Origin of the sequence: Enterobacter sp. Bisph1 (genome assembly GCF_000814905.1) — a bacterium.
Taxonomy (GTDB): Bacteria; Pseudomonadota; Gammaproteobacteria; order Enterobacterales; family Enterobacteriaceae; genus Kosakonia.
Window position 1 is genome coordinate 17,765 of the sequence record NZ_JXAG01000044.1, and the last position, 22,925, is coordinate 40,689.

Annotated in this window: 24 protein-coding genes and 3 tRNA genes; 12 read left to right on the plus strand and 15 right to left on the minus strand. The window is 53.4% G+C overall.

The features are described from left to right. Positions 1-17: 17 nt before the first annotated feature. Positions 18-1,034 (plus strand): lipoate--protein ligase, encoded by a 1,017-nt coding sequence (gene lplA, locus RW65_RS14750; protein WP_039057538.1) that lies wholly within the window; start codon positions 18-20, stop codon positions 1,032-1,034. A gap of 90 nt (positions 1,035-1,124) precedes the next feature. On the opposite strand, the gene deoD is transcribed toward lplA, so the two are convergent. From deoD to RW65_RS14805, 12 genes are all read right to left on the minus strand, one after another. Next, positions 1,125-1,844, minus strand: a complete 720-nt coding sequence (gene deoD, locus RW65_RS14755; protein ID WP_039057539.1) for a purine-nucleoside phosphorylase — start codon at positions 1,842-1,844, stop codon at positions 1,125-1,127. A 64-nt stretch (positions 1,845-1,908) separates the two neighbouring features. Continuing rightward, on the minus strand, positions 1,909-3,132 hold the full coding sequence (gene deoB, locus RW65_RS14760; RefSeq protein ID WP_039057540.1) for a phosphopentomutase: 1,224 nt from the start codon (positions 3,130-3,132) through the stop codon (positions 1,909-1,911). A 51-nt stretch (positions 3,133-3,183) separates the two neighbouring features. Continuing rightward, a complete protein-coding gene (deoA, locus tag RW65_RS14765; RefSeq protein WP_039057541.1) occupies positions 3,184-4,506 on the minus strand; it encodes a thymidine phosphorylase in 1,323 nt (440 codons plus the stop codon). A gap of 70 nt (positions 4,507-4,576) precedes the next feature. Then, positions 4,577-5,356, minus strand: coding sequence for a deoxyribose-phosphate aldolase (gene deoC, locus RW65_RS14770; protein ID WP_039057542.1), 780 nt, complete (start codon positions 5,354-5,356; stop codon positions 4,577-4,579). Positions 5,357-5,809: 453 nt separating this feature from the next. Beyond that, positions 5,810-6,586, minus strand: coding sequence for a TatD family hydrolase (locus tag RW65_RS14775; protein WP_039057543.1), 777 nt, complete (start codon positions 6,584-6,586; stop codon positions 5,810-5,812). Further along, complete coding sequence (locus RW65_RS14780; RefSeq protein WP_039057544.1) at positions 6,583-7,653, minus strand: patatin-like phospholipase family protein; 1,071 nt, start codon at positions 7,651-7,653, stop codon at positions 6,583-6,585. The genes RW65_RS14775 and RW65_RS14780 overlap by 4 nt, the downstream gene beginning before the upstream one ends. A gap of 120 nt (positions 7,654-7,773) precedes the next feature. Continuing rightward, positions 7,774-7,935, minus strand: a complete 162-nt coding sequence (locus RW65_RS22070) for a DUF1328 domain-containing protein (RefSeq protein ID WP_072037768.1) — start codon at positions 7,933-7,935, stop codon at positions 7,774-7,776. A 128-nt stretch (positions 7,936-8,063) separates the two neighbouring features. Continuing rightward, positions 8,064-8,681, minus strand: coding sequence for a molecular chaperone OsmY (osmY, locus tag RW65_RS14785; protein WP_039057545.1), 618 nt, complete (start codon positions 8,679-8,681; stop codon positions 8,064-8,066). A gap of 383 nt (positions 8,682-9,064) precedes the next feature. Then, positions 9,065-10,654, minus strand: coding sequence for a peptide chain release factor 3 (prfC, locus tag RW65_RS14790; protein WP_039057546.1), 1,590 nt, complete (start codon positions 10,652-10,654; stop codon positions 9,065-9,067). Between the two features lie 91 nt (positions 10,655-10,745). Continuing rightward, the gene (gene yjjG, locus RW65_RS14795) at positions 10,746-11,423 is read right to left on the minus strand and encodes a pyrimidine 5'-nucleotidase (protein WP_039057547.1); all 678 of its coding nucleotides are present in this window, start codon (positions 11,421-11,423) and stop codon (positions 10,746-10,748) included. 12 nt (positions 11,424-11,435) lie between these two features. Beyond that, complete coding sequence (gene rimI / locus RW65_RS14800) at positions 11,436-11,876, minus strand: ribosomal protein S18-alanine N-acetyltransferase (RefSeq protein ID WP_039057548.1); 441 nt, start codon at positions 11,874-11,876, stop codon at positions 11,436-11,438. Then, positions 11,845-12,258 carry a DNA polymerase III subunit psi gene (locus RW65_RS14805; RefSeq protein ID WP_039057549.1) on the minus strand — a complete coding sequence of 138 codons (414 nt, stop codon included), beginning with the start codon at positions 12,256-12,258 and terminating at the stop codon, positions 11,845-11,847. Before RW65_RS14805 ends, rimI begins: the two co-directional genes overlap by 32 nt. 134 nt (positions 12,259-12,392) lie before the next feature. On the opposite strand from RW65_RS14805, the gene rsmC reads away from it, so the two are divergent. The 4 genes from rsmC (at position 12,393) to RW65_RS14825 (ending at position 13,908) form a co-directional block, all read left to right on the plus strand. Further along, positions 12,393-13,421, plus strand: a complete 1,029-nt coding sequence (gene rsmC, locus RW65_RS14810; RefSeq protein WP_039057550.1) for a 16S rRNA (guanine(1207)-N(2))-methyltransferase RsmC — start codon at positions 12,393-12,395, stop codon at positions 13,419-13,421. Positions 13,422-13,590: 169 nt separating this feature from the next. Beyond that, positions 13,591-13,677 (plus strand) — tRNA-Leu (locus tag RW65_RS14815). Positions 13,678-13,705: 28 nt separating this feature from the next. Then, a tRNA-Leu gene (locus tag RW65_RS14820) sits at positions 13,706-13,792 on the plus strand. 29 nt (positions 13,793-13,821) lie between these two features. Continuing rightward, positions 13,822-13,908: transfer RNA gene (locus tag RW65_RS14825), tRNA-Leu, on the plus strand. A 31-nt stretch (positions 13,909-13,939) separates the two neighbouring features. On the opposite strand, the gene RW65_RS14830 is transcribed toward RW65_RS14825, so the two are convergent. Beyond that, the gene (locus tag RW65_RS14830) at positions 13,940-14,218 is read right to left on the minus strand and encodes a DUF1435 domain-containing protein (protein WP_039057588.1); all 279 of its coding nucleotides are present in this window, start codon (positions 14,216-14,218) and stop codon (positions 13,940-13,942) included. Between the two features lie 214 nt (positions 14,219-14,432). Here RW65_RS14830 and RW65_RS14835 point away from each other — a divergent pair, with 214 nt between their 5' ends. Further along, on the plus strand, positions 14,433-15,497 hold the full coding sequence (locus RW65_RS14835) for a GGDEF domain-containing protein (protein ID WP_039057551.1): 1,065 nt from the start codon (positions 14,433-14,435) through the stop codon (positions 15,495-15,497). 102 nt (positions 15,498-15,599) lie between these two features. Then, positions 15,600-16,388: a siderophore-iron reductase FhuF gene (gene fhuF / locus RW65_RS14840; RefSeq protein WP_039057552.1), complete on the plus strand. Its 789-nt coding sequence runs from the start codon at positions 15,600-15,602 to the stop codon at positions 16,386-16,388. Between the two features lie 49 nt (positions 16,389-16,437). On the opposite strand, the gene RW65_RS14845 is transcribed toward fhuF, so the two are convergent. Beyond that, entirely contained in the window at positions 16,438-17,778 is a 1,341-nt protein-coding gene (locus RW65_RS14845) for a PTS sugar transporter subunit IIC (RefSeq protein WP_039057553.1), read from the minus strand. A 338-nt stretch (positions 17,779-18,116) separates the two neighbouring features. Here RW65_RS14845 and RW65_RS14850 point away from each other — a divergent pair, with 338 nt between their 5' ends. Then, positions 18,117-18,575, plus strand: a complete 459-nt coding sequence (locus RW65_RS14850; RefSeq protein ID WP_039057554.1) for a YbaK/EbsC family protein — start codon at positions 18,117-18,119, stop codon at positions 18,573-18,575. A 45-nt stretch (positions 18,576-18,620) separates the two neighbouring features. On the opposite strand, the gene bglJ is transcribed toward RW65_RS14850, so the two are convergent. After that, positions 18,621-19,235 carry a DNA-binding transcriptional activator BglJ gene (gene bglJ, locus RW65_RS14855; RefSeq protein WP_052250318.1) on the minus strand — a complete coding sequence of 205 codons (615 nt, stop codon included), beginning with the start codon at positions 19,233-19,235 and terminating at the stop codon, positions 18,621-18,623. A gap of 1,171 nt (positions 19,236-20,406) precedes the next feature. On the opposite strand from bglJ, the gene RW65_RS14860 reads away from it, so the two are divergent. From RW65_RS14860 to RW65_RS14875, 4 genes are all read left to right on the plus strand, one after another. Then, the gene (locus tag RW65_RS14860) at positions 20,407-21,183 is read left to right on the plus strand and encodes a threonine/serine exporter family protein (RefSeq protein ID WP_039057555.1); all 777 of its coding nucleotides are present in this window, start codon (positions 20,407-20,409) and stop codon (positions 21,181-21,183) included. Beyond that, a complete protein-coding gene (locus tag RW65_RS14865; RefSeq protein ID WP_039057556.1) occupies positions 21,174-21,647 on the plus strand; it encodes a threonine/serine exporter in 474 nt (157 codons plus the stop codon). The genes RW65_RS14860 and RW65_RS14865 overlap by 10 nt, the downstream gene beginning before the upstream one ends. Positions 21,648-21,834: 187 nt before the next feature. Continuing rightward, positions 21,835-22,290: a MarR family winged helix-turn-helix transcriptional regulator gene (locus RW65_RS14870; RefSeq protein WP_039057557.1), complete on the plus strand. Its 456-nt coding sequence runs from the start codon at positions 21,835-21,837 to the stop codon at positions 22,288-22,290. An 81-nt stretch (positions 22,291-22,371) separates the two neighbouring features. Next, entirely contained in the window at positions 22,372-22,800 is a 429-nt protein-coding gene (locus tag RW65_RS14875) for an organic hydroperoxide resistance protein (RefSeq protein WP_039057558.1), read from the plus strand. Positions 22,801-22,925 lie beyond the last annotated feature (125 nt).

A 22,925-nucleotide genomic window follows, 5' to 3' on the forward strand; every position in this document is an offset into this window, starting at 1 on the left:
TAGCAAGGAAATCCGCTATGTCGACGCTTCGTCTGCTTATCTCTGACTCTTACGATCCGTGGTTCAATCTGGCGGTGGAAGAGTCTATTTTTCGCCAGATGCCCGCTACCCAGCGCGTGCTGTTTTTATGGCGCAACGCCGATACGGTGGTAATTGGACGGGCGCAAAACCCGTGGAAAGAGTGCAATACCCGCCGCATGGAAGAAGACAATGTGCGGCTGGCACGACGCAGCAGCGGCGGCGGCGCGGTATTTCACGATCTCGGTAATACCTGCTTTACCTTTATGGCCGGAAAACCGGAGTACGATAAAACCGTCTCCACCGCCATTGTGCTTAACGCCCTCAACGCCCTTGGCGTCACGGCAGAAGCCTCCGGGCGTAACGATCTGGTGGTGAAAACCGCTGACGGCGACCGTAAAGTCTCCGGTTCCGCCTACCGTGAAACGCCGGATCGCGGTTTCCATCATGGCACGCTGCTGTTAAACGCCGATCTCAGCCGGCTGGCTAATTACCTCAACCCGGATAAGAAAAAGCTGCAGGCCAAAGGGATCACCTCGGTGCGCGGGCGCGTGGCAAACCTGGTGGATCTGCTGCCGGGCATTACCCATCAACAAATTTGCGACGCGGTAACGGAAGCCTTTTTTGCCCATTACGGCGAGGGCGTCGCCGCTGAAGTGATTTCACCGGATAAGACGCCGGATCTGCCCAATTTTGCCGAGACTTTTGCCCGTCAAAGCAGTTGGGAGTGGAACTTCGGTCAGGCTCCCGCCTTTAGCCATTTACTGGATGAGCGTTTTACCTGGGGCGGCGTGGAGCTGCATTTTGATGTGGAAAAGGGGCATATCACCCGCTGCCAGGTCTTTACCGACAGCCTGAACCCCACTCCGCTGGAAACGCTGGCGGCGCGCCTGCAGGGTTGCCTATATCGCGCGGACGCGCTGGCGCAAGTATGCGAGGCGTTAATCGCGGATTTTCCGGCGCAGGAACAAGAGTTACGCGAGCTTTCGGCGTGGATTGCCGGGGCGGTGCGCTGAGGTGAGCGCAGGCTCTATGTATCAAAGCGTTAAAGGTTTTAAAACGGCATAAGGGCAGCGAAGCTGCCCTTTGAGATAAAACAGCGTTGGTTACGCCTTATCGCCCAGCAGAACAGATTCCAGCGCGATTTTGATCATATCGTTGAAGGTCGTTTGACGCTCAGCAGAGGTGGTCTGTTCGTGGGTACGAATATGGTCGGAAACGGTGCAGATGGTCAGCGCTTTCGCACCAAATTCCGCCGCCACGCCATAAATCCCCGCCGCTTCCATTTCCACGCCGAGAATGCCGTATTTTTCCATCACATCGAACATCTCACCGTCCGGGGAGTAGAACAGATCGGCGGAGAAGAGGTTACCTACGCGCGCATCAACGCCCAGCGCTTTCGCTGCGTCAACGGCGTTACGCACCATCTCAAAATCCGCAATCGCCGCGAAATCATGATCTTTAAAACGCATGCGGTTGACTTTGGAGTCGGTGCACGCGCCCATGCCGATAACGATGTCGCGCAGCTGTACGTCCATCCGTACCGCACCGCAGGAACCGACGCGGATGATTTTCTTCACGCCGAAATCGGTGATCAGCTCTTTGGTGTAAATGGAGCAGGACGGGATCCCCATACCGTGACCCATCACAGAAATTTTGCGGCCTTTATAGGTGCCGGTGTAGCCCAGCATGCCGCGCACATTGTTCACTTCGCGATAATCTTCGAGGAAGGTTTCCGCAATGTGTTTAGCACGCAGCGGATCGCCCGGCATCAACACTACGTCAGCGAAATCGCCCATTTCTGCATTAATATGTGGGGTTGCCATCGTCAGTTCCTTTCATGTCGTTGTCGTTAGAACAGCAAGGGCGGGAAAATCCCGCCCAAATTCATCAAAACATGGCCTTGCCATATTCCATATCAGAGACGCCGAAGTACTTCGCGATCGTCTGACCAATATCCGCGAAGGTATCACGGTGGCCAAGAGAACCCGGTTTCACTTTCGGGCCGTAAACCAGTACCGGAATGTGCTCACGGGTATGATCGGTGCCTTTCCAGGTCGGATCGCAGCCGTGATCGGCGGTGAGGATCAGAATGTCATCTTCGCCGACCAGTTCCATCAGCTCCGGCAGACGGCGATCGAACAGCTCAAGCCCGGCGGCATAACCGGCCACATCGCGGCGATGGCCCCAGGAGGAGTCAAAGTCGACGAAGTTGGTAAAGACGATGGTCTTATCACCGGCTTCTTTCATCTCTTTTACCGTGGCGTCAAACAGCGCATCCAGCCCGGTTGCTTTGACTTTTTTGGTGATGCCGCAGTTAGCGTAGATATCGGCGATTTTACCCACCGAAACAACGTGACCGTCCTTCTCTTCCACCAGCTTTTGCAACACGGTGGCTGACGGCGGTTCAACGGCCAGATCGTGGCGGTTACCGGTACGCTGGAAGTTACCCGCCTTATCACCGACAAACGGACGGGCGATAACGCGACCGATGTTATAACCGCCTTCCGTCAGCTCTTCACGGGCGATTTCGCACAGCTCATAGAGCTTGTCCAGACCAAAGGTCTCTTCATGACAGGCAATCTGGAACACCGAGTCCGCCGAGGTATAGAAAATCGGCTTGCCGGTTTTCATATGCTCTTCGCCGAGTTGGTCGAGGATCACCGTGCCGGAAGAGTGGCAGTTGCCGAGATAGCCGGGCAGATTGGCGCGCTTAACCAGCTTATCCAGCAATTCCTGCGGGAAGCTGTTTTCGGTATCGCTAAAGTAACCCCAGTCAAACAGCACCGGCACACCGGCGATTTCCCAGTGTCCTGACGGCGTATCTTTCCCGGAAGAGAGTTCATGGGCCCATGCGTAAGCGCCGGTGATTTCCGCATTAGCGTCCATCCCGGCTGGAATAGCGCCGGTTGCGCCTTCATGAGCCTTTGCCAGACCCAGACGGGTCAGATTGGGTAAATTCAGCGGGCCTTTACGCCCGTTATCGGCTTCGCCTTTCGCACAGGCTTCAGCGATGTGGCCGAGGGTATCGGAACCGACGTCGCCAAAGCGCTCCGCGTCTTCGGTCGCGCCGATGCCAAAAGAGTCCAGCACCATAATAAATGCACGTTTCATATATTCTCCGTACCTTGTGCTTTGTAAAAAAGCGATCAGATCAGTATACCGCTATTCAGTAATGCGGCGATAGACGGTCGGTGTCTCTTTTGGTGCGCTGTCGCCCATGGTAATGGCCGCTTTCACCGCCTGCGCGGCTTCTTGCCAGCTGGCTTCATCTTTGGCGTGGATCACCGCCAACGGGCGTTGTCCATCAACGCTGTCACCGAGGCGTACCATATCGGTTAAGCCGACGCTGTAATCGATATTGTCCGAAGCCTGGCGACGACCGCCGCCCATCGAGACCACCGCCATGCCCAGCGCGCGGGTATCCATCGCGGTGATAAACCCTTCATCATCGGCATACACCGCCTTACTCAGCGTCGCCGTCGGCAGGTAGTGCGCGTAATTTTCCACAAAATCCGTCGGCCCTTTTTGCGCCGCCACCATGCGGCCAAAGATCTCAGCCGCTTTGCCGTTGTCGAGCACCGCTTGCAGCTTCGCCCGCGCGTCGGCGTCATCGGTCGCCAGTTTGCCGGAGATTAACATCTCTACGCACAGCGCCATCGTCACTTCAAATAGACGTGGGTTGCGGTATTCCCCCGTCAGGAACTGCACCGCTTCGCGCACTTCCACCGCGTTACCTGCGCTGGAGGCCAGCACCTGATTCATATCCGTCAGCAGCGCGGTGGTGCGCACGCCCGCGCCGTTGGCGACGCCAACAATCGCTTCCGCCAGCTGTTCAGAAAGGGCATAGGTCGGCATAAACGCACCGCTACCCACTTTGACATCCATGACCAGCGCATCGAGGCCTTCCGCCAGTTTTTTGGCAAGGATCGAGGCGGTGATAAGCGGTATAGAGTCCACCGTCGCCGTAATATCGCGGGTGGCATAGAAGCGCTTATCCGCCGGGGCAAGGGAGTTGGTCTGGCCGATAATCGCCACGCCGACATCTTTAATAATGTCACGGAAGCGGCTATCCGCAGGATAGATATCAAATCCCGGAATCGCTTCCAGTTTGTCGAGGGTGCCGCCGGTATGACCCAGGCCGCGCCCGGAAATCATCGGAATATACCCGCCGCAGGCCGCCACCATCGGGCCAAGCATTAGCGAAGTGACATCCCCTACACCGCCGGTCGAATGTTTATCGACTACCGGGCCGTTAAGATCGAGCTGCTGCCAGTCGAGAACGGTTCCGGAATCCCGCATCGCCATAGTCAGCGAAACGCGCTCCGGCATCGTCATATCATGAAAGAAAATGGTCATCGCCAGCGCGGCAATCTGACCTTCTGAGATGGTGTTATCACGTATTCCGTTGATAAAGAAACGGATTTCTTCATCACTCAGCGCGAGACCATCGCGTTTTTTTCGAATAATTTCTTGAGCGAGAAACATGGTACCCCCTGAGGATTAACGCCAGACATTCCAGTGAACCGGGCGACGATCGCCGCCCGGCAATAACAGATTAATAGCTGCTGGCGCTCTTACCGTCGCCGTGACCCAGCGCTTTCAGCAGGCTTGCCAGCAGGCTGGACGCGCCAAAACGGTAGTGGCGAGCATCGGCCCAGTCGGCGCCAAACAGTTCATCGGCAATGGCCAGATACTGTTGCGCATCTTCCGCGCTGCGCACGCCGCCCGCCGGTTTAAAGCCAACGGTTTTTTCTACGCCCATATCGCGGATCACTTCCAGCATAATGCGCGCGCTTTCCGGCGTGGCGTTTACCGGCACTTTACCGGTTGAGGTTTTGATAAAATCTGCACCGGCTTTAATGGCGATTTCAGACGCTTTACGGATCAGCGCTTCCTCTTTCAATTCCCCGGTTTCGATAATCACTTTCAGCAGAACGTTCGCCGCGGCACAGGCCTCTTTACAGGCTTTAACCAGTTCAAAACCTACCTGCTCGTTACCAGCGATCAGCGCGCGATACGGGAATACCACATCCACTTCATCCGCACCGTAAGCGATGGCGGCACGGGTTTCGGCCAGGGCGATATCGATATCATCGTTACCGTGCGGGAAGTTGGTTACCGTGGCAATACGCACATCCGGTGTGCCCTGGGCGTTAAGGGTTTTACGCGCAATCGGGATAAAACGCGGATAGATGCAGATAGCGGCGGTATTACCAACCGGGGTCTTCGCCTGATGGCACAAGGCGATGACTTTCTCGTTGGTGTCATCCTCGTTCAGGGTGGTCAGATCCATCAGTTTCAGCGCACGCAGGCTGCTGGCAGTTAAATCACTCATATTCTCTCCGACGGCGTAATGCCGGTTCTCTGTTCGGGCTTGTTACTATTTTAACATCAACCCGCTTTCACACTTCGACACTCATCACAGTTACTGAAAACTAAATTCATGATTGCAGAACCGTAATGAGACATTAATCAAACTTTTGTATACAGAGCCGTTACGATTGTGTACGCAGCGGCGGCGTTCGCCTTAAGCGCAGGTAATGCAGCAACGGCGGCGTTATCCAAAGCTTCGCGCTCTGTTCGCCCCATTCTCTGTCGCTTTGCTCCGTAAGTAACATCAAGAGCGGGGCGATACGGCAAGATGGCTAAAAAAACCGCCTGTATATGTGAAAATTCTAACACAATGAGAAATTATTAGGCGCAAAAACGTGCTGGTGCGTGGGTAAAGCCGCGCCAAAGAGGCGCTGGTATTAAGGATAAGTGAAGTGAAAAGCATACTGCCCGAATGTTACAGTGCGAACAACCGTCGGGTATTTTCCAGCAGCGCCCCGGCAATGGCTTCCGGCGCTTCCGGACGCAGCTCGCACAGGGTTTCGAAAACCTGCGCCGCCCGCTCCGGGCGATTGGGCTGCCCCTGAAAACCGTTTAGCGGCATATCCGGCGCATCCGTTTCCAAAAGCAAAGCAGAAAGTGGCAGCTGCGCCATCACATTGCGGGTTTTACTGGCGCGCGGATAGGTGATAGTGCCCCCAACGCCGATGCAGTAGCCCAGCTCCACAAAGCGCTGCGCCTGTTGCAGGCTACCGGCGAAACCGTGGACCACGCCGCGACGCGGTAAATCGTGCCTTTTCAGGTGCATCGCCAGTGTGTCATGGGTGCGGCGCGAATGGAGGATAACCGGCAGGTTAAAGCGTTTCGCCAGCGCTAACTGCGCATCAAGCAGCCACTGCTGACGATCAAATTGGGGATCTTCCCGATAGAGATCGAGACCAATTTCGCCTATCGCCACCACTTTTTCCGGCCGGGCGGCAAGCGCGCGCTCAAGCTGCTGCAGGCTCTCGTCAGCGTGCTCTTCAATCACGATGGGATGCAGCCCCAGCGCCGCGTACAGCGCACCATGCTGTTGCGCTAAATCACACACGCGATCAAAGTAGCGGGCGGCAATCGCCGGGACAATAATGCCCTCAACACCGGCATCCGCAGCGCGGGCGATGCTTGCCACTTCATCACCGGCAAAGGGAGGGAAATCAAAATGACAGTGGGTATCGATAAAGCGCCAACTCACGCCGTATCCTCTTTATTTATGGGTAAGTCGTTCGCCTGCACGGCGTTTACCAGCGGCGTATCCAGCGCATCGTTAGCGACGGGTGCCGGTGGAACCACCCGCGTTGCAGGGGTGATAATCGGCGAATGGCGCAGCAAAGGCGGGGTTTCCGCCAGCAGTTTGCCCACCGTTGCCAGGAAGTAGCGGCCGCACAAACGGCCGATTTTATAATCTTCGCGCAGGGCCGGTACGCGGCTGCCGAGCGCCATGCTTTTTAACAGCTTCGGTGGGTAAATTTCAAAGATCCGCAGGTTACCCGGCGGGGATTCAATAAAGTGCTGGATAGCCATGTAGCTTTTTTCATGGTGCTGCACCAAATTGACCAGCGTTTGCAGGCTGCTCTCGCCCAACCAGCGCTCCATACGTTTAAACCACTGCGGCGTATAGTACATCTGCGACGGCACGGTGCGAATCACCACAATCGTATCCGCGCCGCGTTTTGCCGCTTCCTGTACCGGAATCGCATCGCTCACGCCGCCGTCAAGATAATTAATACCCTCAAGCTGAACGCCGGGACGGTAAAAACCGGGAATCGCACTGGACGCGCGGATCAAATCAAGCCAGGTCTGATGGGTAGGCGCAAAATAGGCCGCGGAGTAATCATCCTGCCGACAGGCGCAGATATAAAACTCTTTACCCGTCTCGAATACACGCGCCGCGTAGTCCATTGCCAACGGCATCTCGTTGGCGGTGGATGTCACCAGCCAGTCGAGATCGATAAGGTTCCCGCCGCGCACAAAGCGCAGCGGGTTAAAAAATTCACCCGACGTGGTGTAGCGCATAATGACTTTGCGCGCATAGCCCGGCTGGTTACAAAGGTAAGCGGAAAGGTTTTGCGCTCCGGCAGAAGTACCGAAGTAGAGATCAAAAGGGTTGAATTGCGCGCGCATAAACTCGTCCAGCACCCCGGCGGTGAAAATGCCGCGCTGGCCTCCGCCCTCGCAGACTAACGCCAGACGGCCTGCACGGAATGGTTTAAGCGCCAGCGGCGCTATGTTGCCGAGCGTAACGGGAATATGCTGTCCCACCCTACTTTCCTTATAGATGCGTTTAGTCTTTCAAAGTAACGCAATTTTTCCGTAGCCGAAACAGCAAAGCCAGTCACGAAGACTGGCTTTAATGTAAGCGAAATTTAAGGCAGTATTGCGCTACGGACGTCGACGGCCCATAAACAGGCTGACGAGGAACAGGATGATACCGACGATAAACACAATTTTCGCGGCCCATGCTGCCGTACCCGCAAGACCACCGAAGCCCAGCGCGGCGGCAATTAACGCGATAACCAGAAATATAATGCCCCAACGAAACATAAAACTCTCCTTTACCATAGTTAATGTCGACCGCTTAAGGTGAGCGCTCAGGTTGCCCACCGGCGATGTTTTCCTGGTACGTACTTGTCATACCCGGCTCATGCCGGGTGGTGACGTTTTCAGGATCTTTACTTCACTTTAAGATCGTTCTTCACGCTTTTAACGCCGTCGATTGCTTTGGCGATACTTTCAGCGCGCTCACTTTGAGCCTTAGACTCTACCGTACCGGACAACTGCACCACGCCATCGGTGGTTTCCACTTTCACCTTGCGGGAAGGGACAATATCATCGGCCAGCAGTTTTGCTTTGATTTCACTGGTTGTCGCGGTATCACCCGCATAACCTTTCATGGTTTTATCTTTACCGTCACGGACGTGGAGCTTATCGCTTACGGAAGCTACGCCCTCTACGCTTTTCGCCACGGAAACAGCCTGTTCCGCCTGCGCCTGGCTTTCAACAAAGCCGCTCAGCGTAACCACTTTTTTGTCTGTTTTTACGGAAATATCAGTGCTTTTAATGTTGTCATGATCCACCAGCGCCGCTTTCACTTTCGCCGTGATGGAGCTGTCATCCATGAAACCACCGACTTTGTTCATTGAGCTATCAATTGAGTTTCCAGCGCTGGAAGCCGCATTTTGCGCCTTGTCAGTCGTCGTCTCCGCAGCGATAACGGAACCACTTGCCAGGACGGAGCCCAGCATGACGGCCAGCAGAGTTTTGGAAATCGTCTGTTTTTTCATAGTCATCGATGTTCTTCCTGTAAGTTTGCCCACAATTAGGGCGACAAGCGGCAACATGTACCGCTCTACTGCTGTGATGAAAACCACCTAATTCAGCCGTTGAAAGCGTGTTTACAATCCCGTCGCCCATCGTGCTGAAGCAGTTATTAATATTACTCAGTGAAGAGATGGGTGGATAAAAGACCACATTTCACGCATTGAACAGGACTTTTACGCACCCGACTTGTCATCACTTTGTTAAATATAGATCACATTCGATAAAGATCATCGCTGAACGGGTAAAAAACGAACAAATGGAGGTGGAAAGGCGGGTTTTAAGAACATTCCGCAAGGGGCTAATAAGACAGGAAAAGTGACGAAGCCCGGCGGTTACCGGGCTTCTGAGAAGATTAGTGCTCGCGAGTTTTGTGGAAAGTGACTTCCGGGTAGCGTTCTTGCGTGAGGTTGAGATTTACCATCGTCGGCGCGATGTAGGTAAGGTTATCCCCGCCATCAAGGGCCAGCTGCATCTCATTCTTACGCTTGAACTCTTCGAATTTCTTCACGTCCTTGCTTTCAACCCAGCGCGCCGTCGCCACGTTGACGGACTCATACACGGCTTCGACGTTGTACTCGCTCTTCAAACGCGAAACCACCACGTCAAACTGCAGCACGCCCACCGCGCCAACAATCAGGTCGTTGTTCGCTATTGGGCGAAACACCTGAACAGCCCCCTCTTCCGAAAGCTGAACCAGCCCTTTTAATAGCTGTTTCTGCTTCAGCGGATCGCGCAGGCGAATGCGGCGAAACAGTTCCGGTGCAAAGTTCGGGATGCCGGTAAACTTCATCATCTCACCCTGCGTGAAGGTGTCGCCAATCTGAATCGTGCCGTGGTTGTGCAGACCAATAATATCGCCTGGGTAGGCTTCTTCCACATGAGAACGGTCGCCGGCCATAAAGGTCAGCGCATCAGAAATCACCACATCTTTGCCGGTACGCACCTGGCGCAGCTTCATGCCTTTCTCATATTTACCGGAGACCACACGCATAAACGCCACGCGGTCACGGTGTTTCGGATCCATGTTGGCCTGGATCTTAAAGACGAAGCCGGTGAATTTCTCATCATCCGCTTTCACTTCACGGGTATCGGTTTTACGCGGCATCGGCGCAGGCGCCCACTCCACCAGGCCATCGAGCATATGATCGACGCCAAAGTTACCCAGCGCGGTACCAAAGAACACCGGCGTCAGTTCGCCGCCAAGGAATAGCTCTTGATCGAACTCGTTCGACGCGCCCTGCACCAGCTCCAGCTCATCACGCAGTTGCTGGGCCAGATCTTCGCCTACGGCGCTGTCCAGATCGGGATTCTGCAGCCCTTTAACGATGCGCACTTCCTGAATGGTGTGGCCCTTGCCCGTTTGATACAGGTAGGTTTCATCTTTATACAGGTGGTAAACGCCCTTGAACAATTTACCGCAGCCAATCGGCCAGGTAATCGGCGCACAGGCAATTTTCAGCTCGTTTTCCACTTCATCCAGCAGCTCCATCGGATCGCGGATATCACGGTCGAGTTTGTTCATAAAGGTGAGGATCGGCGTATCGCGCAGACGAGTCACTTCCATCAGCTTGCGCGTGCGGTCTTCAACACCTTTTGCCGCATCGATAACCATCAAACAGCAGTCAACGGCGGTAAGGGTACGATAAGTATCTTCAGAGAAGTCTTCGTGCCCCGGGGTATCCAGCAGGTTGACCAGGCTTTCACGGTACGGGAACTGCATCACGGAAGTAGTAATAGAAATACCGCGCTGCTTTTCCATCTCCATCCAGTCGGATTTTGCATGCTGGTTGGAGCCGCGGCCTTTTACCGTACCGGCGGTCTGAATAGCCTGTCCGAACAGCAGCACCTTCTCGGTGATGGTGGTTTTACCGGCATCGGGGTGCGAGATAATAGCGAACGTGCGGCGCTTCGCTACCTCTTGGTAATAAGGAGACAACGTCATAATCAAATCTTCTGTGTAATTGCGCGGCCAGATGCCTCGCGATGAAATACGAAAAATGCGGCTATTGTACTCAACGGCTGAGTGCAGACAATCAATGTTTACACAGGAGTTGCTCCAGTTCGTTCAGGGAGGTAACGGTCCAGGTGGGGTTAATCCCCTCCGGCAGCGCACGACCGTGCGCGTTCAGCCAGCAGGTGGCTATTCCGGCGTTATTGCCGCCGAGAATATCGGATTCCGCCGTGTCACCCACCATCAGCACGCGAGCGCGATCCGGATTACCGGCCTGACGCAGCGCATAATCAAAAATTCTCGCGTCGGGCTTCGCAACGCCAACCTGTTCAGAAATCACTAACAGATCAAAATAGTCGCGAAGGCCGGTACGCTCCAGGCGAATTTGCTGCAAAGCGGTAAAGCCGTTGGTAATGATGCCGATTTTCACTTTGCCCTTAAGGCTATTCAGCAAAGAGACCGCACCCGGCAGCGGCGCGCAAATTTCCGCCATCGCGTTGAGAAACGCTTCATTTAGCGAACCTGCGGGCACCTTCAGGCGCTCGGACCAGCTCTGAAAGCGCTGCGTCTGCAACTGCAATGCGCTGATGGCACCGTTCTGGTAATCGACCCACAGCGGTTTATTAACGGATTGATATTCTAAGAAATCCTGATCGGTGAATGTCACGCTATAGTCAAGAAACATCCGTTGTAAGCCGCCAAACGCATCAAAGGTAAACAGCGTTTCGTCAGCATCAAAGAGTATCCAGTCCCATTTCATTACATCACCTTTTTAAATTGATAAAGCCATCACGATCGCATCTTCACGCCCGCCAGCGGTGGGATAGTAGTTACGGCGGATCGTGGCTTCGTTAAAGCCTAAACTTTCATACAGTGCGATAGCGCCACGATTGGAGGCGCGCACTTCCAGCCACAGCGTGAGCACATCACGCTTTTCCAGTTCAGCAATCAGATGTTCCAGCAACTGGCGCCCCAGCCCTTTTCGCTGCCAACGCGGATCGACGGCGATATTAAAGAGGGTGGCTTCGTCGAGCACCACCTGGGTAATGGCAAAAGCGGCCATTTCATCCCCCACCATCAAGCGGTAGTTGAGATAGCGTTCGCCCTGATTGCTGACCAGCGTTTTTTCGCTCCAGGGAAAGGCGTGCGCGCGGGTTTCGATGTCATAAGCGCGGGCTAAATCAGTCGTGCTGAGGGAAGAAATCGTGTTCATGTTCGCAAATTTGTCGCCATAGCGCGGCGCGAGCCGCAGGGTTTGCGCGCAGTTCGTCAACCGCCGGGGTAGTCACCTGTGCGCCCGTCAGTGCCGCCTGCGTTTCAACACCCAGCCACCAGCTGTTGCAGTGGCTTTCGGGCGGCAGCATCGGGACACGATCTGGCGTGAGCTGCAGCACCTGGTCTTCCGTCACCGTTAAGGCATGCAGCACATCGCTCACCAGCGGGTCGCTAAGAGCAGGCAGCGTGGGCGCAACCATCACCAGCCGAATATGCGCGGGTAGCGAAATAGCAATTTCACCCTGCAATGCCGCAGGGCGCCGCAGAGCCCACTGGGTAATGCCCAGCTGTTGTAATTGCCAGTCGCGTCGGGAAGTCATCGTGAAACACTCCTGTATCAGGCGCGCAAATATAGCAAACTCGACGAAAATGCGCCATCAACACGCAGGCAAGCACGAGGCAGTTCGCACGATTATGTGTATAATCGCCGCCTTAGTTTAAAGAGGAACCCATCATGTCTGCTTTTACCCCGGCAAGTGAAGTCTTGCTGCGCCACAGTGACGATTTCGAACCCAACCGTATTTTCTTTGCCGGTGATTTGCAGGATGACCTGCCCGCGCGTCTGGAGACGGCCGACAGCCGCGCCTGGACACAGCAGCTCCACCAGTGGCAAACCTTAAACCAGCAAATGGGCGAGCGCGCCCATTACAGCCTGGTGGCGGATAGCGCCATGATTGGCGACTGCGACACGCTTATCTACTACTGGCCGAAGAACAAACCGGAAGCGCAGTTCCAGTTAATGAACTTGCTGTCGCTGCTGCCGGTGGGTAGCGATATTTTTGTTGTCGGCGAAAACCGCAGCGGTGTACGCAGCGCCGAGCAGATGCTGGCGGAGTTTTGCACGCTGAATAAAGTCGACAGCGCGCGCCGCTGCGGTCTGTATCACGGCCGTCTGGACAAGCAACCTGCGTTTGATGCCAACAGTTTCTGGGGCGAGTACGCGCTGGGTAATCTGAGCATCAAAACCCTGCCGGGGGTATTTAGCCGCGATGGCCTGGACGTGGGCAGTCAGCTGCTGCTCTCCACCCTGACGCCGCATACCAAAGGCAAAGTGCTGGATGTTGGCTGCGGCGCGGGCGTGCTCGCGGCGGTGCTGGCGAGCCACTCACCAAAAGTACGCCTGACGCTGTGCGATGTCTCCGCACCGGCGGTAGAAGCCAGCCGCGCCACCCTTGCGGCGAACGGCTTTGAAGGGGAGGTTTTCGCCAGCAACGTCTTCTCAGAAGTGAGCGGGCGCTTTGATATGATTATCTCTAATCCCCCGTTCCACGATGGCTTACAAACCAGCCTTGAAGCTGCGCAAACCCTGATTCGCGGTGCGGTACGCCATCTGAACAGCGGCGGCGAGTTGCGCATTGTTGCCAACGCCTTTCTGCCTTATCCCGCCGTGCTGGATCAAACGTTTGGTTTCCATGAAGTGATCGCCCAAACCGGCCGCTTTAAAGTCTACCGTACGGTAATGACGCGCCAGGCGTTGAAGTAATCGCCAAACCCGGTGGACATCCTGCACCGGGTTCACTCCCCAGCCTTGCAACACTGCGCCCATTTTTACAGCAATCAGCCTACGTCCCTGCAATTAACTATTGACGAAATGTTGAAAACATCTAGAATGCGCCTCCGTGGTAACGATACTTAAACTGTATCGATGGTATGCGAAGGTGGCGGAATTGGTAGACGCGCTAGCTTCAGGTGTTAGTGTCCTTACGGACGTGGGGGTTCAAGTCCCCCCCCTCGCACCATAAACCACGCAGATATCGCTCGCACTGTGCGAAGGTGGCGGAATTGGTAGACGCGCTAGCTTCAGGTGTTAGTGTTCTTACGGACGTGGGGGTTCAAGTCCCCCCCCTCGCACCAACGAGGCGATATCAAATTAAGATGACTGTGCGAAGGTGGCGGAATTGGTAGACGCGCTAGCTTCAGGTGTTAGTGTCCTTACGGACGTGGGGGTTCAAGTCCCCCCCCTCGCACCAGATATCTTATTCTCTCCCTGCTTCTCTCGTGCTACAGCATCATTTTCAAATTCACCAGCATTAACATCATTGCGCCTACCAGCGCGACGCCCGAAGGCAATAAGACAAAATGCCGCCAGCGTTTGTGGTAGAGCATAACCGGTGTTAAAAGCAGACCCAGAACAATCACACCTCGCCATGCATCAACCGACAAATCCGCCAGCGACAATACAGCAACAATGATTCCCGGCACCACGATTCCCCAGCCACTCTCCAACGCTCGCCGCAACATGGTTTCATCTCTTATAGTGATAATGATAACCAATATCATATGATATCTTTTCTCAATTGTCAGCACTCCGCCGCCTCGTCGTATGAACATTACTCATCATCTAATGACAGGCATTCAGTAAGGTGATAAATTAAGCGTCGCTTAAATTAAAATCTAAAACGCTAATTTTTCGCAGTGACAGTTTCATTGCGTTACTTTTTTCTTTTGACTCATAGCGCAGCGATCTCGTGCGGATAAATAAAGATTTAAAGGTATGACATTACAAACCTGGCAATCTCTTTGTAATAAGAGATATCGATTATCCCTACGCCTCTTTTTACTGCTCAACGCTTTCTCAGCCTTGTTCTCTATTATTCTGCCGCTGAGAAATCAGGGCGCGTTTACGCTTCCCATCTGCTTTATTGTCGTATTAAGCGTTGTGCTTCCGCTTATCCAACGTTTTTATCCAAAAGTAAAAATCAATATCATATTCATTTCATTGATATTTGGTTCCCTGTGGGCGTGGCATGTGATCGACAAATTCCGCCTCCTTGATGGCGATGCGGCAAGTTTCTTGCTGATTGCTCTGTTAAGCGTTCTGTTTATCGGCTCGATCGCCTTTTCAAATAATATTGTCGCCTTTTTAGTCCACTCATTGCCCGTATTTGCCACCTGTGTGTGGCTTAACGGCGAAGAGAGCAGTATGCGGCTGATATGTACGTTCGCCCTGCCGGTGCTGGGAATATCTATCCAGCACGTAATTCAACGACGTAATGATAATTTTGCCCAGGCGCTGATGAACCGTCTGATTCAGGAGCGTAAAACCCTCAACGATCTCAGCATGCTCGATCCCTTAACCGGCTTATATAATCGGCGCGGTTTACAGCATAAGCTTCAGCACCTGCTGGCGGTGGATGAAAGTTCGCGTTTCGTTCTGTTGCTCGATATCGATCACTTCAAAGCGTATAACGATCATTACGGCCATATGATGGGCGATCAGGCGCTTATTCGCGTCTCCGCCGCGCTACGCGACGCCGTGCGTTCCCGTGATATCGTCGCGCGTTTTGGCGGCGAGGAATTTATGATCCTGCTGAATAACGTCAATGTCGAAGAGGCGCGCGTTATCGCCGAGCAGATCCGCCAGAAAGTGTACGATTTAAAAATCCCGCATATGTTCAATGAGAGCGTCGCCACCAACGTCACTATTAGCATCGGTATTGCGCCCTTTATCGATGGCGATATCGAAGCCGCCCTTTCCCTCGCCGACAGCGCATTATATGAAGCCAAGCATTTAGGGCGTAACCACATTTTAGTGAGCGGCGAGCTGCAGGTCGCCTGATTTACGCTCAGCCCTCACTTTACGATAAAAATCTTGCTATCGATTTTACCTCTGGCTAGGATTGGCAATCATTATCATTTAGATTCCACTTTAGCTGGCGCGATGACTTACCGTAACGCAACGATCACTGAAAACATTATCTGGCGAGGCCGCCCCGTTGAGGATGGCGATTCGCTGGCGAATGCTATGCGGGAAACTATCGCCAGCACGCGCGAGTATCTGCTCGACTTCCTGCGGCTGAACGAACCCGCGCCGTTGCGGGCGATGACGCTGGCAGAATGGTCGCGCCCTGCGGCATTTACATCGCTTGTTGCCACCTATTCCGATCATATCTACCGTAACCAGCCGACTCAGCCGCGGGAAAACAAACCGCTGCTTTCGCTGTGGGCGCAGTGGTATCTCGGGTTACTGGTGCCGCCGCTGTTGCTGACGTTGCTGACGCAAAAAAGCGCTATCGACCTGTCGCCGGAACATTTTCATGTCGAATTTCATGAAACGGGTCGTGCCGCCTGTTTCTGGATTGATGTTCAGCAGGATTGGCAGCTCACGCCCGTTGGTGATGCGCAGCGCATCTGCGCCCTGACAACGCAGGCGATGCTGCCGGTGGTGCAGGCGCTGGAAGCGACGGGCGAGATCAACGGCAAGCTTATCTGGAGCAATACGGGCTACTTGATTAACTGGTATCTCGGCGAGCTGATACCAACGCTCGGGGAAACGCGCGTCGCTGCGCTGCGCCAAATCTGCTTTTTTGAAAAACAACTCGCCGACGGCTGCGACAATCCCCTGTGGCGTACGGTAGTGCTGCGCGACGGCCTGCTGGTGCGTCGTACCTGCTGTCAACGCTATCGCCTGCCGGATGTTCAGCAGTGCGGCGACTGCACGCTGAAATAAGAAGAGAGCGCCTAAGCGCCCTCTTCTCGTTTAAACGACCTGCACGGCTTTAGGCAACCTGTTTCTCCTCTCCCGCACGCAGCGCCTCTTCCGCTTCCTGCTCCAGCAGCTGTTTTTCATACACTTTGAAAAACGGGTAATAAATGACTGCGGAAACGCAGGCCAGTATCACTACCAGGATCGCCGCACGGAAATCCCAGCCCAATGCCCATGCAGCACCAATCGGCGCGGGGGCCGTCCAGGGCACCACAGAGATGACCCGCCCAATCAGATCCAGCTTCATCGCCGCCCAGGCGATAATCGCATTAAGCGTCGGTGCCAGCAGGAAGGGGATAAAAAAGACCGGGTTCATCACGATGGGCGTGCCGAAAATGACTGGTTCGTTAATGTTGAACAGGCTTGGCACCACGCTCAGCCGGCCAATCGAACGCAAGTGAACCGATCGGCTGCGCAGATAGCAAATCACCAGCCCCATCGTCGCCCCTGAGCCGCCGATAACGATAAAGAAGGTCCAGAACGCTTCCATAAAGATATGCGGTAGCGGCGCGGACTGCGCCAGCGCGCTCTGGTTAAGACCGAGATTGGTTAGCCAGAACATTTGCAGCATGCCGGAAACGATCGCCGCGCCGTGAATCCCCGCAAACCACAGTAAATGCCCGATGATCACCGCCAGTAAAATGGCGGGTAAAGAATCGGCGGCGGCAACCAGCGGTTTAAACAGCGCCATAATCGCCTGCGGAATCAGCATATTAAATTGCGTCTGGATGAACAGACTCAGCGGATAGAGCGTTAGCACCACCACCAATACCGGGATCAGCAAATCAAACGAGTTTTTGATCATCGGCGGCACCTGGTCCGGCAAGCGGATGCCAATATTGTGCGCCTTCAGGAAACGCATCATCTCCACGCAGTAAATGGCGACCAGGATAGCGGTAAATATGCCGGTGCCACCGAGGCTATGCACCGGTAATGTGCCGTTAGTTTTCGGCGCGGCCACGAGTAAAAACGCCATCAGCGACAGCATCGCGCACATAAAGGGATCTAACTGATGCGACTTCACATAGTGTTTGCCTAAGTTGTAAGCAATCGCCGCACAGATATAGATAGACATAATGCCCATCGTCATATCAAAAGGCGTCAGGATCCGCCCTTCATACTGCTTCGCCAAATCCAGCCACGCGCGGGCAAAGCCCCAGGTGGTATCCGGCGCGAAGGGCGGATAAGCAAATACCAGTAAGAAAGAGCCCACAATCATAAACGGCATCGCAGAGATAAATCCGTCGCGAATCGCCATCACATGACGCTGGGAAGAGATACGTCCGGCGATGGGGCTGACGTAGTTTTCGATAAAACGGAAAATCAGGTTAAAGGCAGCATGGTTAGCAGACATAGTCAGTCTCCGTGCAGACAAGCAGAGTAAGCGCATCAGCAACCGTTATGCCGCGCGTCGTTCCTTTTTTTTGCGGTGAAACCATGCGGGTACGAGAACCAACATTACAGTGACGTTGAGTAGGTTTCATAGAAGGCTCTTTTTTAATTTTATGGACAGAGGGAAATGTCCAAATGAGTATTAACCCGGTGTGATAACACTGCAACCGGTTACTGTAACCGGTTTCCGCGATTGTGAAGAGGATCCAGGATCTGGCTGCGTAATGTTTATCAGGTGGGTTATTTACAGCGATAACAGGCTTGTGACAGATTAATGGCGGTCATTCGCAGGAGAACATCATGAGTTTGCAGTCCGTGCGGCAATTCTTTGCCGACAACGCCCCTGACATCGGGATTATAGAATTAAATCAAAGTACGGCCACCGTGCAGCTTGCCGCCGCCGCGCATCATGTCGAGCCGGGGCAAATCGCGAAAACCCTGTCGTTAAAAGTGCAGAACGAAGTGATTTTAGTGGTAGCGAAAGGTGACGCGCGTCTGGATAACCAAAAACTTAAAAAAACCTTTGGCGCTAAAGCCCGCATGTTAAGCAGCGATGAAGTGGTGACCATTACCGGGCATCCGGTTGGCGGCGTGTGCCCGTTCGGGCTGGAAAATCCGTTAAAAGTGTATTGCGACGTTTCGCTAAAACATTATCAGGAAGTATTGCCCGCGGCCGGCGCTATCCACAGTGCGGTGCGTATTTCTCCTGAACGAATGGCCGAGCTGACCCGCGCGACATGGATTGATGTGTGCCTGTGAGGGGTATGCAGCACCGGCCATTGCCTGCCGCTGCGCCTTACGGCATCAAATAATACACGGTTCGATGCGGGGGGAAGTCCAGGTCAAAATATCCGCCGCATCCAGCAGACCGACATCCGATCTCACGCCCAGCTTGATCATCGCGTTAAATTTATGTGCGCGAATCGTTTTGACATTTCTGTCCAGCTGGCACGCGATCTCAGCCATCGAAAAGCCCTGCGTCATATAGTTTAAAATTTCCCGCTCTGTCGGGCTGAGCATACGACACTGGCTGACATACCAATGGTTAATCATGTTTTCGTTGATGCGCCGCGTCTCGCCAAACAGCGTAACCAGTTCCTGCAAGAGGGTATCGAGGGGCGACTGTTTACTCAGGATGCCATGAAACCGTGAAGGAGAGAGATGCCCTACCAGCTGCGCTTCGCGATCGTCACCGGCTATCACAATGCGCTGGACGCCGGGATGGGAAAAGGAAAGCCGATGCAGCCCCATCAGGCATTCCAGCCGCTCTTTTCGCTGGCCGGAAAGGGAGTAGATAACGGAAAAAAACGGTGTCTGTTTCAGCGCCTGGCGAAACGCATAACGATCGTTAAAAAAATGAAAAGAATAGTGATTAAGCGCAGATTCAGTAAATAAATATTTTAGCCCCGCCGCGCTCATTACACATTTTTCCAGAATAGCAATATTTGCTTTCTTGCTGTTATTTTTCATTTATTATTTTCTCCGTTTACCGCATCAAAATCGCGTTTTTCATTACCTGGCCGCGATTAAACGATGTGAACAAAACGCATTTACTGCCGCTGATAATGCCTCGTTACTTTCGTTTAATTTCTTTTACGCACTGAGTATTTGATTACATTTTTCCCGGTAAGTATTTTGCTAATTACCTTTTACAAAAAGACGTAACACGAAACATTTACTCAGCTTGCTAATTTATTAGACAATATTTACGCCCGATGTATATAACCCAGCTCATTACTCGGCCAGGTGTTCCTGCATTCGCAAACGGCATCACGTCAGGCAACATTTATAAAGCCAGCACAGCGCGTGCATGAGACACACCGCTGCCCGCGCACACTATCGCCACATGCAGTGATAAACATCGCAGCCTGCTGTTAGCTAACCCTGATCACCGGGTAAATCTGCGGTTATGATACGGATGCCTTTTAATGTAAGAGGGGCAACCGCTTTATGTACTGAAGAATAATTGCGGACATCCTCTGGAAAATGCGCTTTAGTTTTCGGCCAGAGCCGGAGCTGTAAAGGGAGCTTTCTGGATAATCACTCCCCGTCCGGTCCCTTGAAATAACCTAAAACCGTCACTTACGTTTGCGCTTTCAACTGCCCTTTATTATTCGCAGTGTCTCTGTCGCCAGACATATCGCGTTGGGACGTTTTTCTGCCTTGACCATTATCGTCATAATATAATTATAAATAGTGCTTAAATCGATAGCGGTGGATTATAATATTCGGTGGTAGCATGTCAATATAGCATAGTGCGCATTAAACCCTGTGGTACTGGATTAATAATAAAATAAGAAATTTATACTAATTCAAGGCTGGCCCGGTAAGATAAGCGGCATAATCTTAAATACTATTTAAGATCTTATTTAAGATTAATAATTCCCATGAAAAGGAAAATTTTCACGCGTGCGCATACGCGCGGACCTGAGGCTTAACGTTGGGCATCATTGCGTTTTTACGCTGAGTAAGCGTGATTTAATGCACAATTATTGATCTCCCTTAGCGCCATGCCGCCCTGCACCTGTGCTAAAAATAGGCTTTATGCTCCCACTGTTGTGAGCGTCGTTGTCACCATGCCAGGGTAAACATGCAAACAGAGCAGTCATCACAGCGGGCCATAACACGGTTGTGTATTCAGTGCGGCCTATTTTTGTTACAGCACGGTGCAGAGAGCGCGCTGGTGGAAGAGTTGTCAACGCGGCTGGGGCGGGCGCTAGGCATGGACAGTGTTGAAAGCTTAATCTCTTCCAACGCCATTGTGCTGACCACCATTAAAGATGGCACCTGCCTGACCTCAACGCGAAAAAACAGCGATCGCGGCATCAATATGCATGTAGTGACGGAAATACAGCATATCGTTATCCTCGCCGAACATAAGCTGCTGGATTTGAAGGGCGTTGAAAAACGCTTTACGCAGGTTAAACCGTTGCGTTACCCGCGCTGGCTGGTCACGCTGATGGTCGGTCTCTCTTGCGCCTGTTTTTGTAAGCTTAATAATGGCGGCTGGGATGGCGCTTTTATTACTTTTTGCGCCAGCAGCGTCGCCATGTATGTGCGACTGTTGCTGGCAAGCCGTCATCTGCACCCGCAAATTAACTTTTGCATTACCGCCTTTGTCGCTACCACCGTGTCCGGCTTACTGCTCACGCTGCCCACCTTTGTGCACTCGTCCACCGTCGCCATGGCCGCCAGCGTGTTGCTTTTAGTGCCGGGTTTTCCGCTGATTAACGCCGTCGCCGATATGTTCAAAGGACATATCAATACCGGCCTTGCGCGCTGGGCAATGGCCAGTTTACTGACCCTTGCCACCTGTATCGGCGTAGTGATGGCCATGACGCTGTGGGGGCTGCGCGGATGGATGTGATTAATTTCATGCTGGCATTAATCCAGGACATGCTGCTGGCGGCGATTCCCGCCGTGGGCTTTGCGATGGTCTTTAACGTCCCGCAGCGGGCGCTTTTGTGGTGCGCGCTGCTTGGCGCAATCGGTCACGGTTCGCGCTTTGCGATGATGCACTGGGGCTTCAATATTGAATGGTCGACGTTTGCCGCCTCGATGCTGGTCGGCTCCGTGGGCATCCGCTGGTCGCGCTGGTATCTGGCGCATCCAAAAGTATTTACCGTGGCGGCGGTAATCCCGATGTTTCCCGGCATCTCCGCCTACACCGCCATGATTTCAGCGGTCAAAATCAGCCACTTCGGCTACAGCGAAGATCTGATGATTTTGCTGCTGACCAATTTCCTCAAAGCATCATCGATTGTCGGCGCGCTCTCTATCGGTTTGTCGATACCGGGGCTGTGGATCTACCGTAAACGGCCGCGCGTCTAAGTACGCGTGTTGCCACGATGCTAACAGAGCGGCTGTAAGCCACTGATTAACGCCCTCCCGGCAGCCCGATCTGTCGGGATAGAGACCGCAATCTGATGGCCCGGCAAAAGCGCTGCAGGGATGCGATGTTATCCCTTCCCTAAAAAATTGCTTGCAATAATATAGCGCACTACCTATATTCAATCTCATGAAGAAAACATCGACTCCAACCGCGAATGCGCAGCTCGCCTTAGATAACCAGTTTTGTTTTGCGTTGTACTCAACAAATCTGGCGCTGCACAAGCTTTATCGGCAGCTGCTAGCGCCGATGAATCTCACCTACCCGCAATATCTGGTGATGCTGGTATTGTGGGAGCAAGACGATATTACGGTGTCAGAAATTGGCGAGCGCCTGTTCCTGGATTCTGCCACCCTGACGCCGCTGCTTAAGCGTCTTGAGAGCGCCGGGCTTATCCATCGCCAGCGTTCGAGGCAGGATGAACGTCAGGTAGTGATTACCTTAAGCGCAAGCGGTCGCGAGTTGCAGCAGCAAGCAACAACGATTCCAGAAGCCATTCGCTGTGCGATAGCCTGCGATAACGCCACCCTTGGCGATATCAAACAGCAACTGGAACAGCTTCGCCAACAGTTTCATCGGGCATAAACTCCCCTTGCGGGGCGTTTATTCTCCATAAAAATAGCACGCTATTTTATAGCATACACTCAAGATAAGAAGGAACCTGCCATGTCTTTAGAAAAAGTTGTCTACACTGCCAAAGCCAAAGCCACCGGAGGCCGTGACGGCCGCGCAACCTCATCCGACGGCGTTCTGGACGTGAAACTGGGCGTTCCGAAAGAGATGGGCGGCGCGGGCGGCGAAGCCACCAACCCGGAGCAGCTGTTTGCAGCCGGCTATTCAGCCTGTTTTCTCGGCGCCATGAAATTCGTTGCTGGCCGCGACAAATTCGCGCTGCCGAAAGACGCATTTATTGAAGGCGAAGTCGGCATCGGGCCGCTACCGACCGGTTTCGGTATTGAAGCGAAACTGAACATCCATGTCGAAGGTATGGATCCTGCTGAAGCTAAGAAACTGGTCGATGCCGCGCATATCGTCTGCCCTTACTCCAACGCCACCCGCGGCAATATCGATGTCACGCTGAATATTATTGCCTGAGAACGACCTGAATAATCGCTCCCTCTTCCCGTGCGGGTAGAGGGAGTTTTCCTGATGGATATCAGGATCAGCCATAAAAATATCCCCTCTGTCGATAACGCTTCTCCCTCCATTTACTCCCCTCG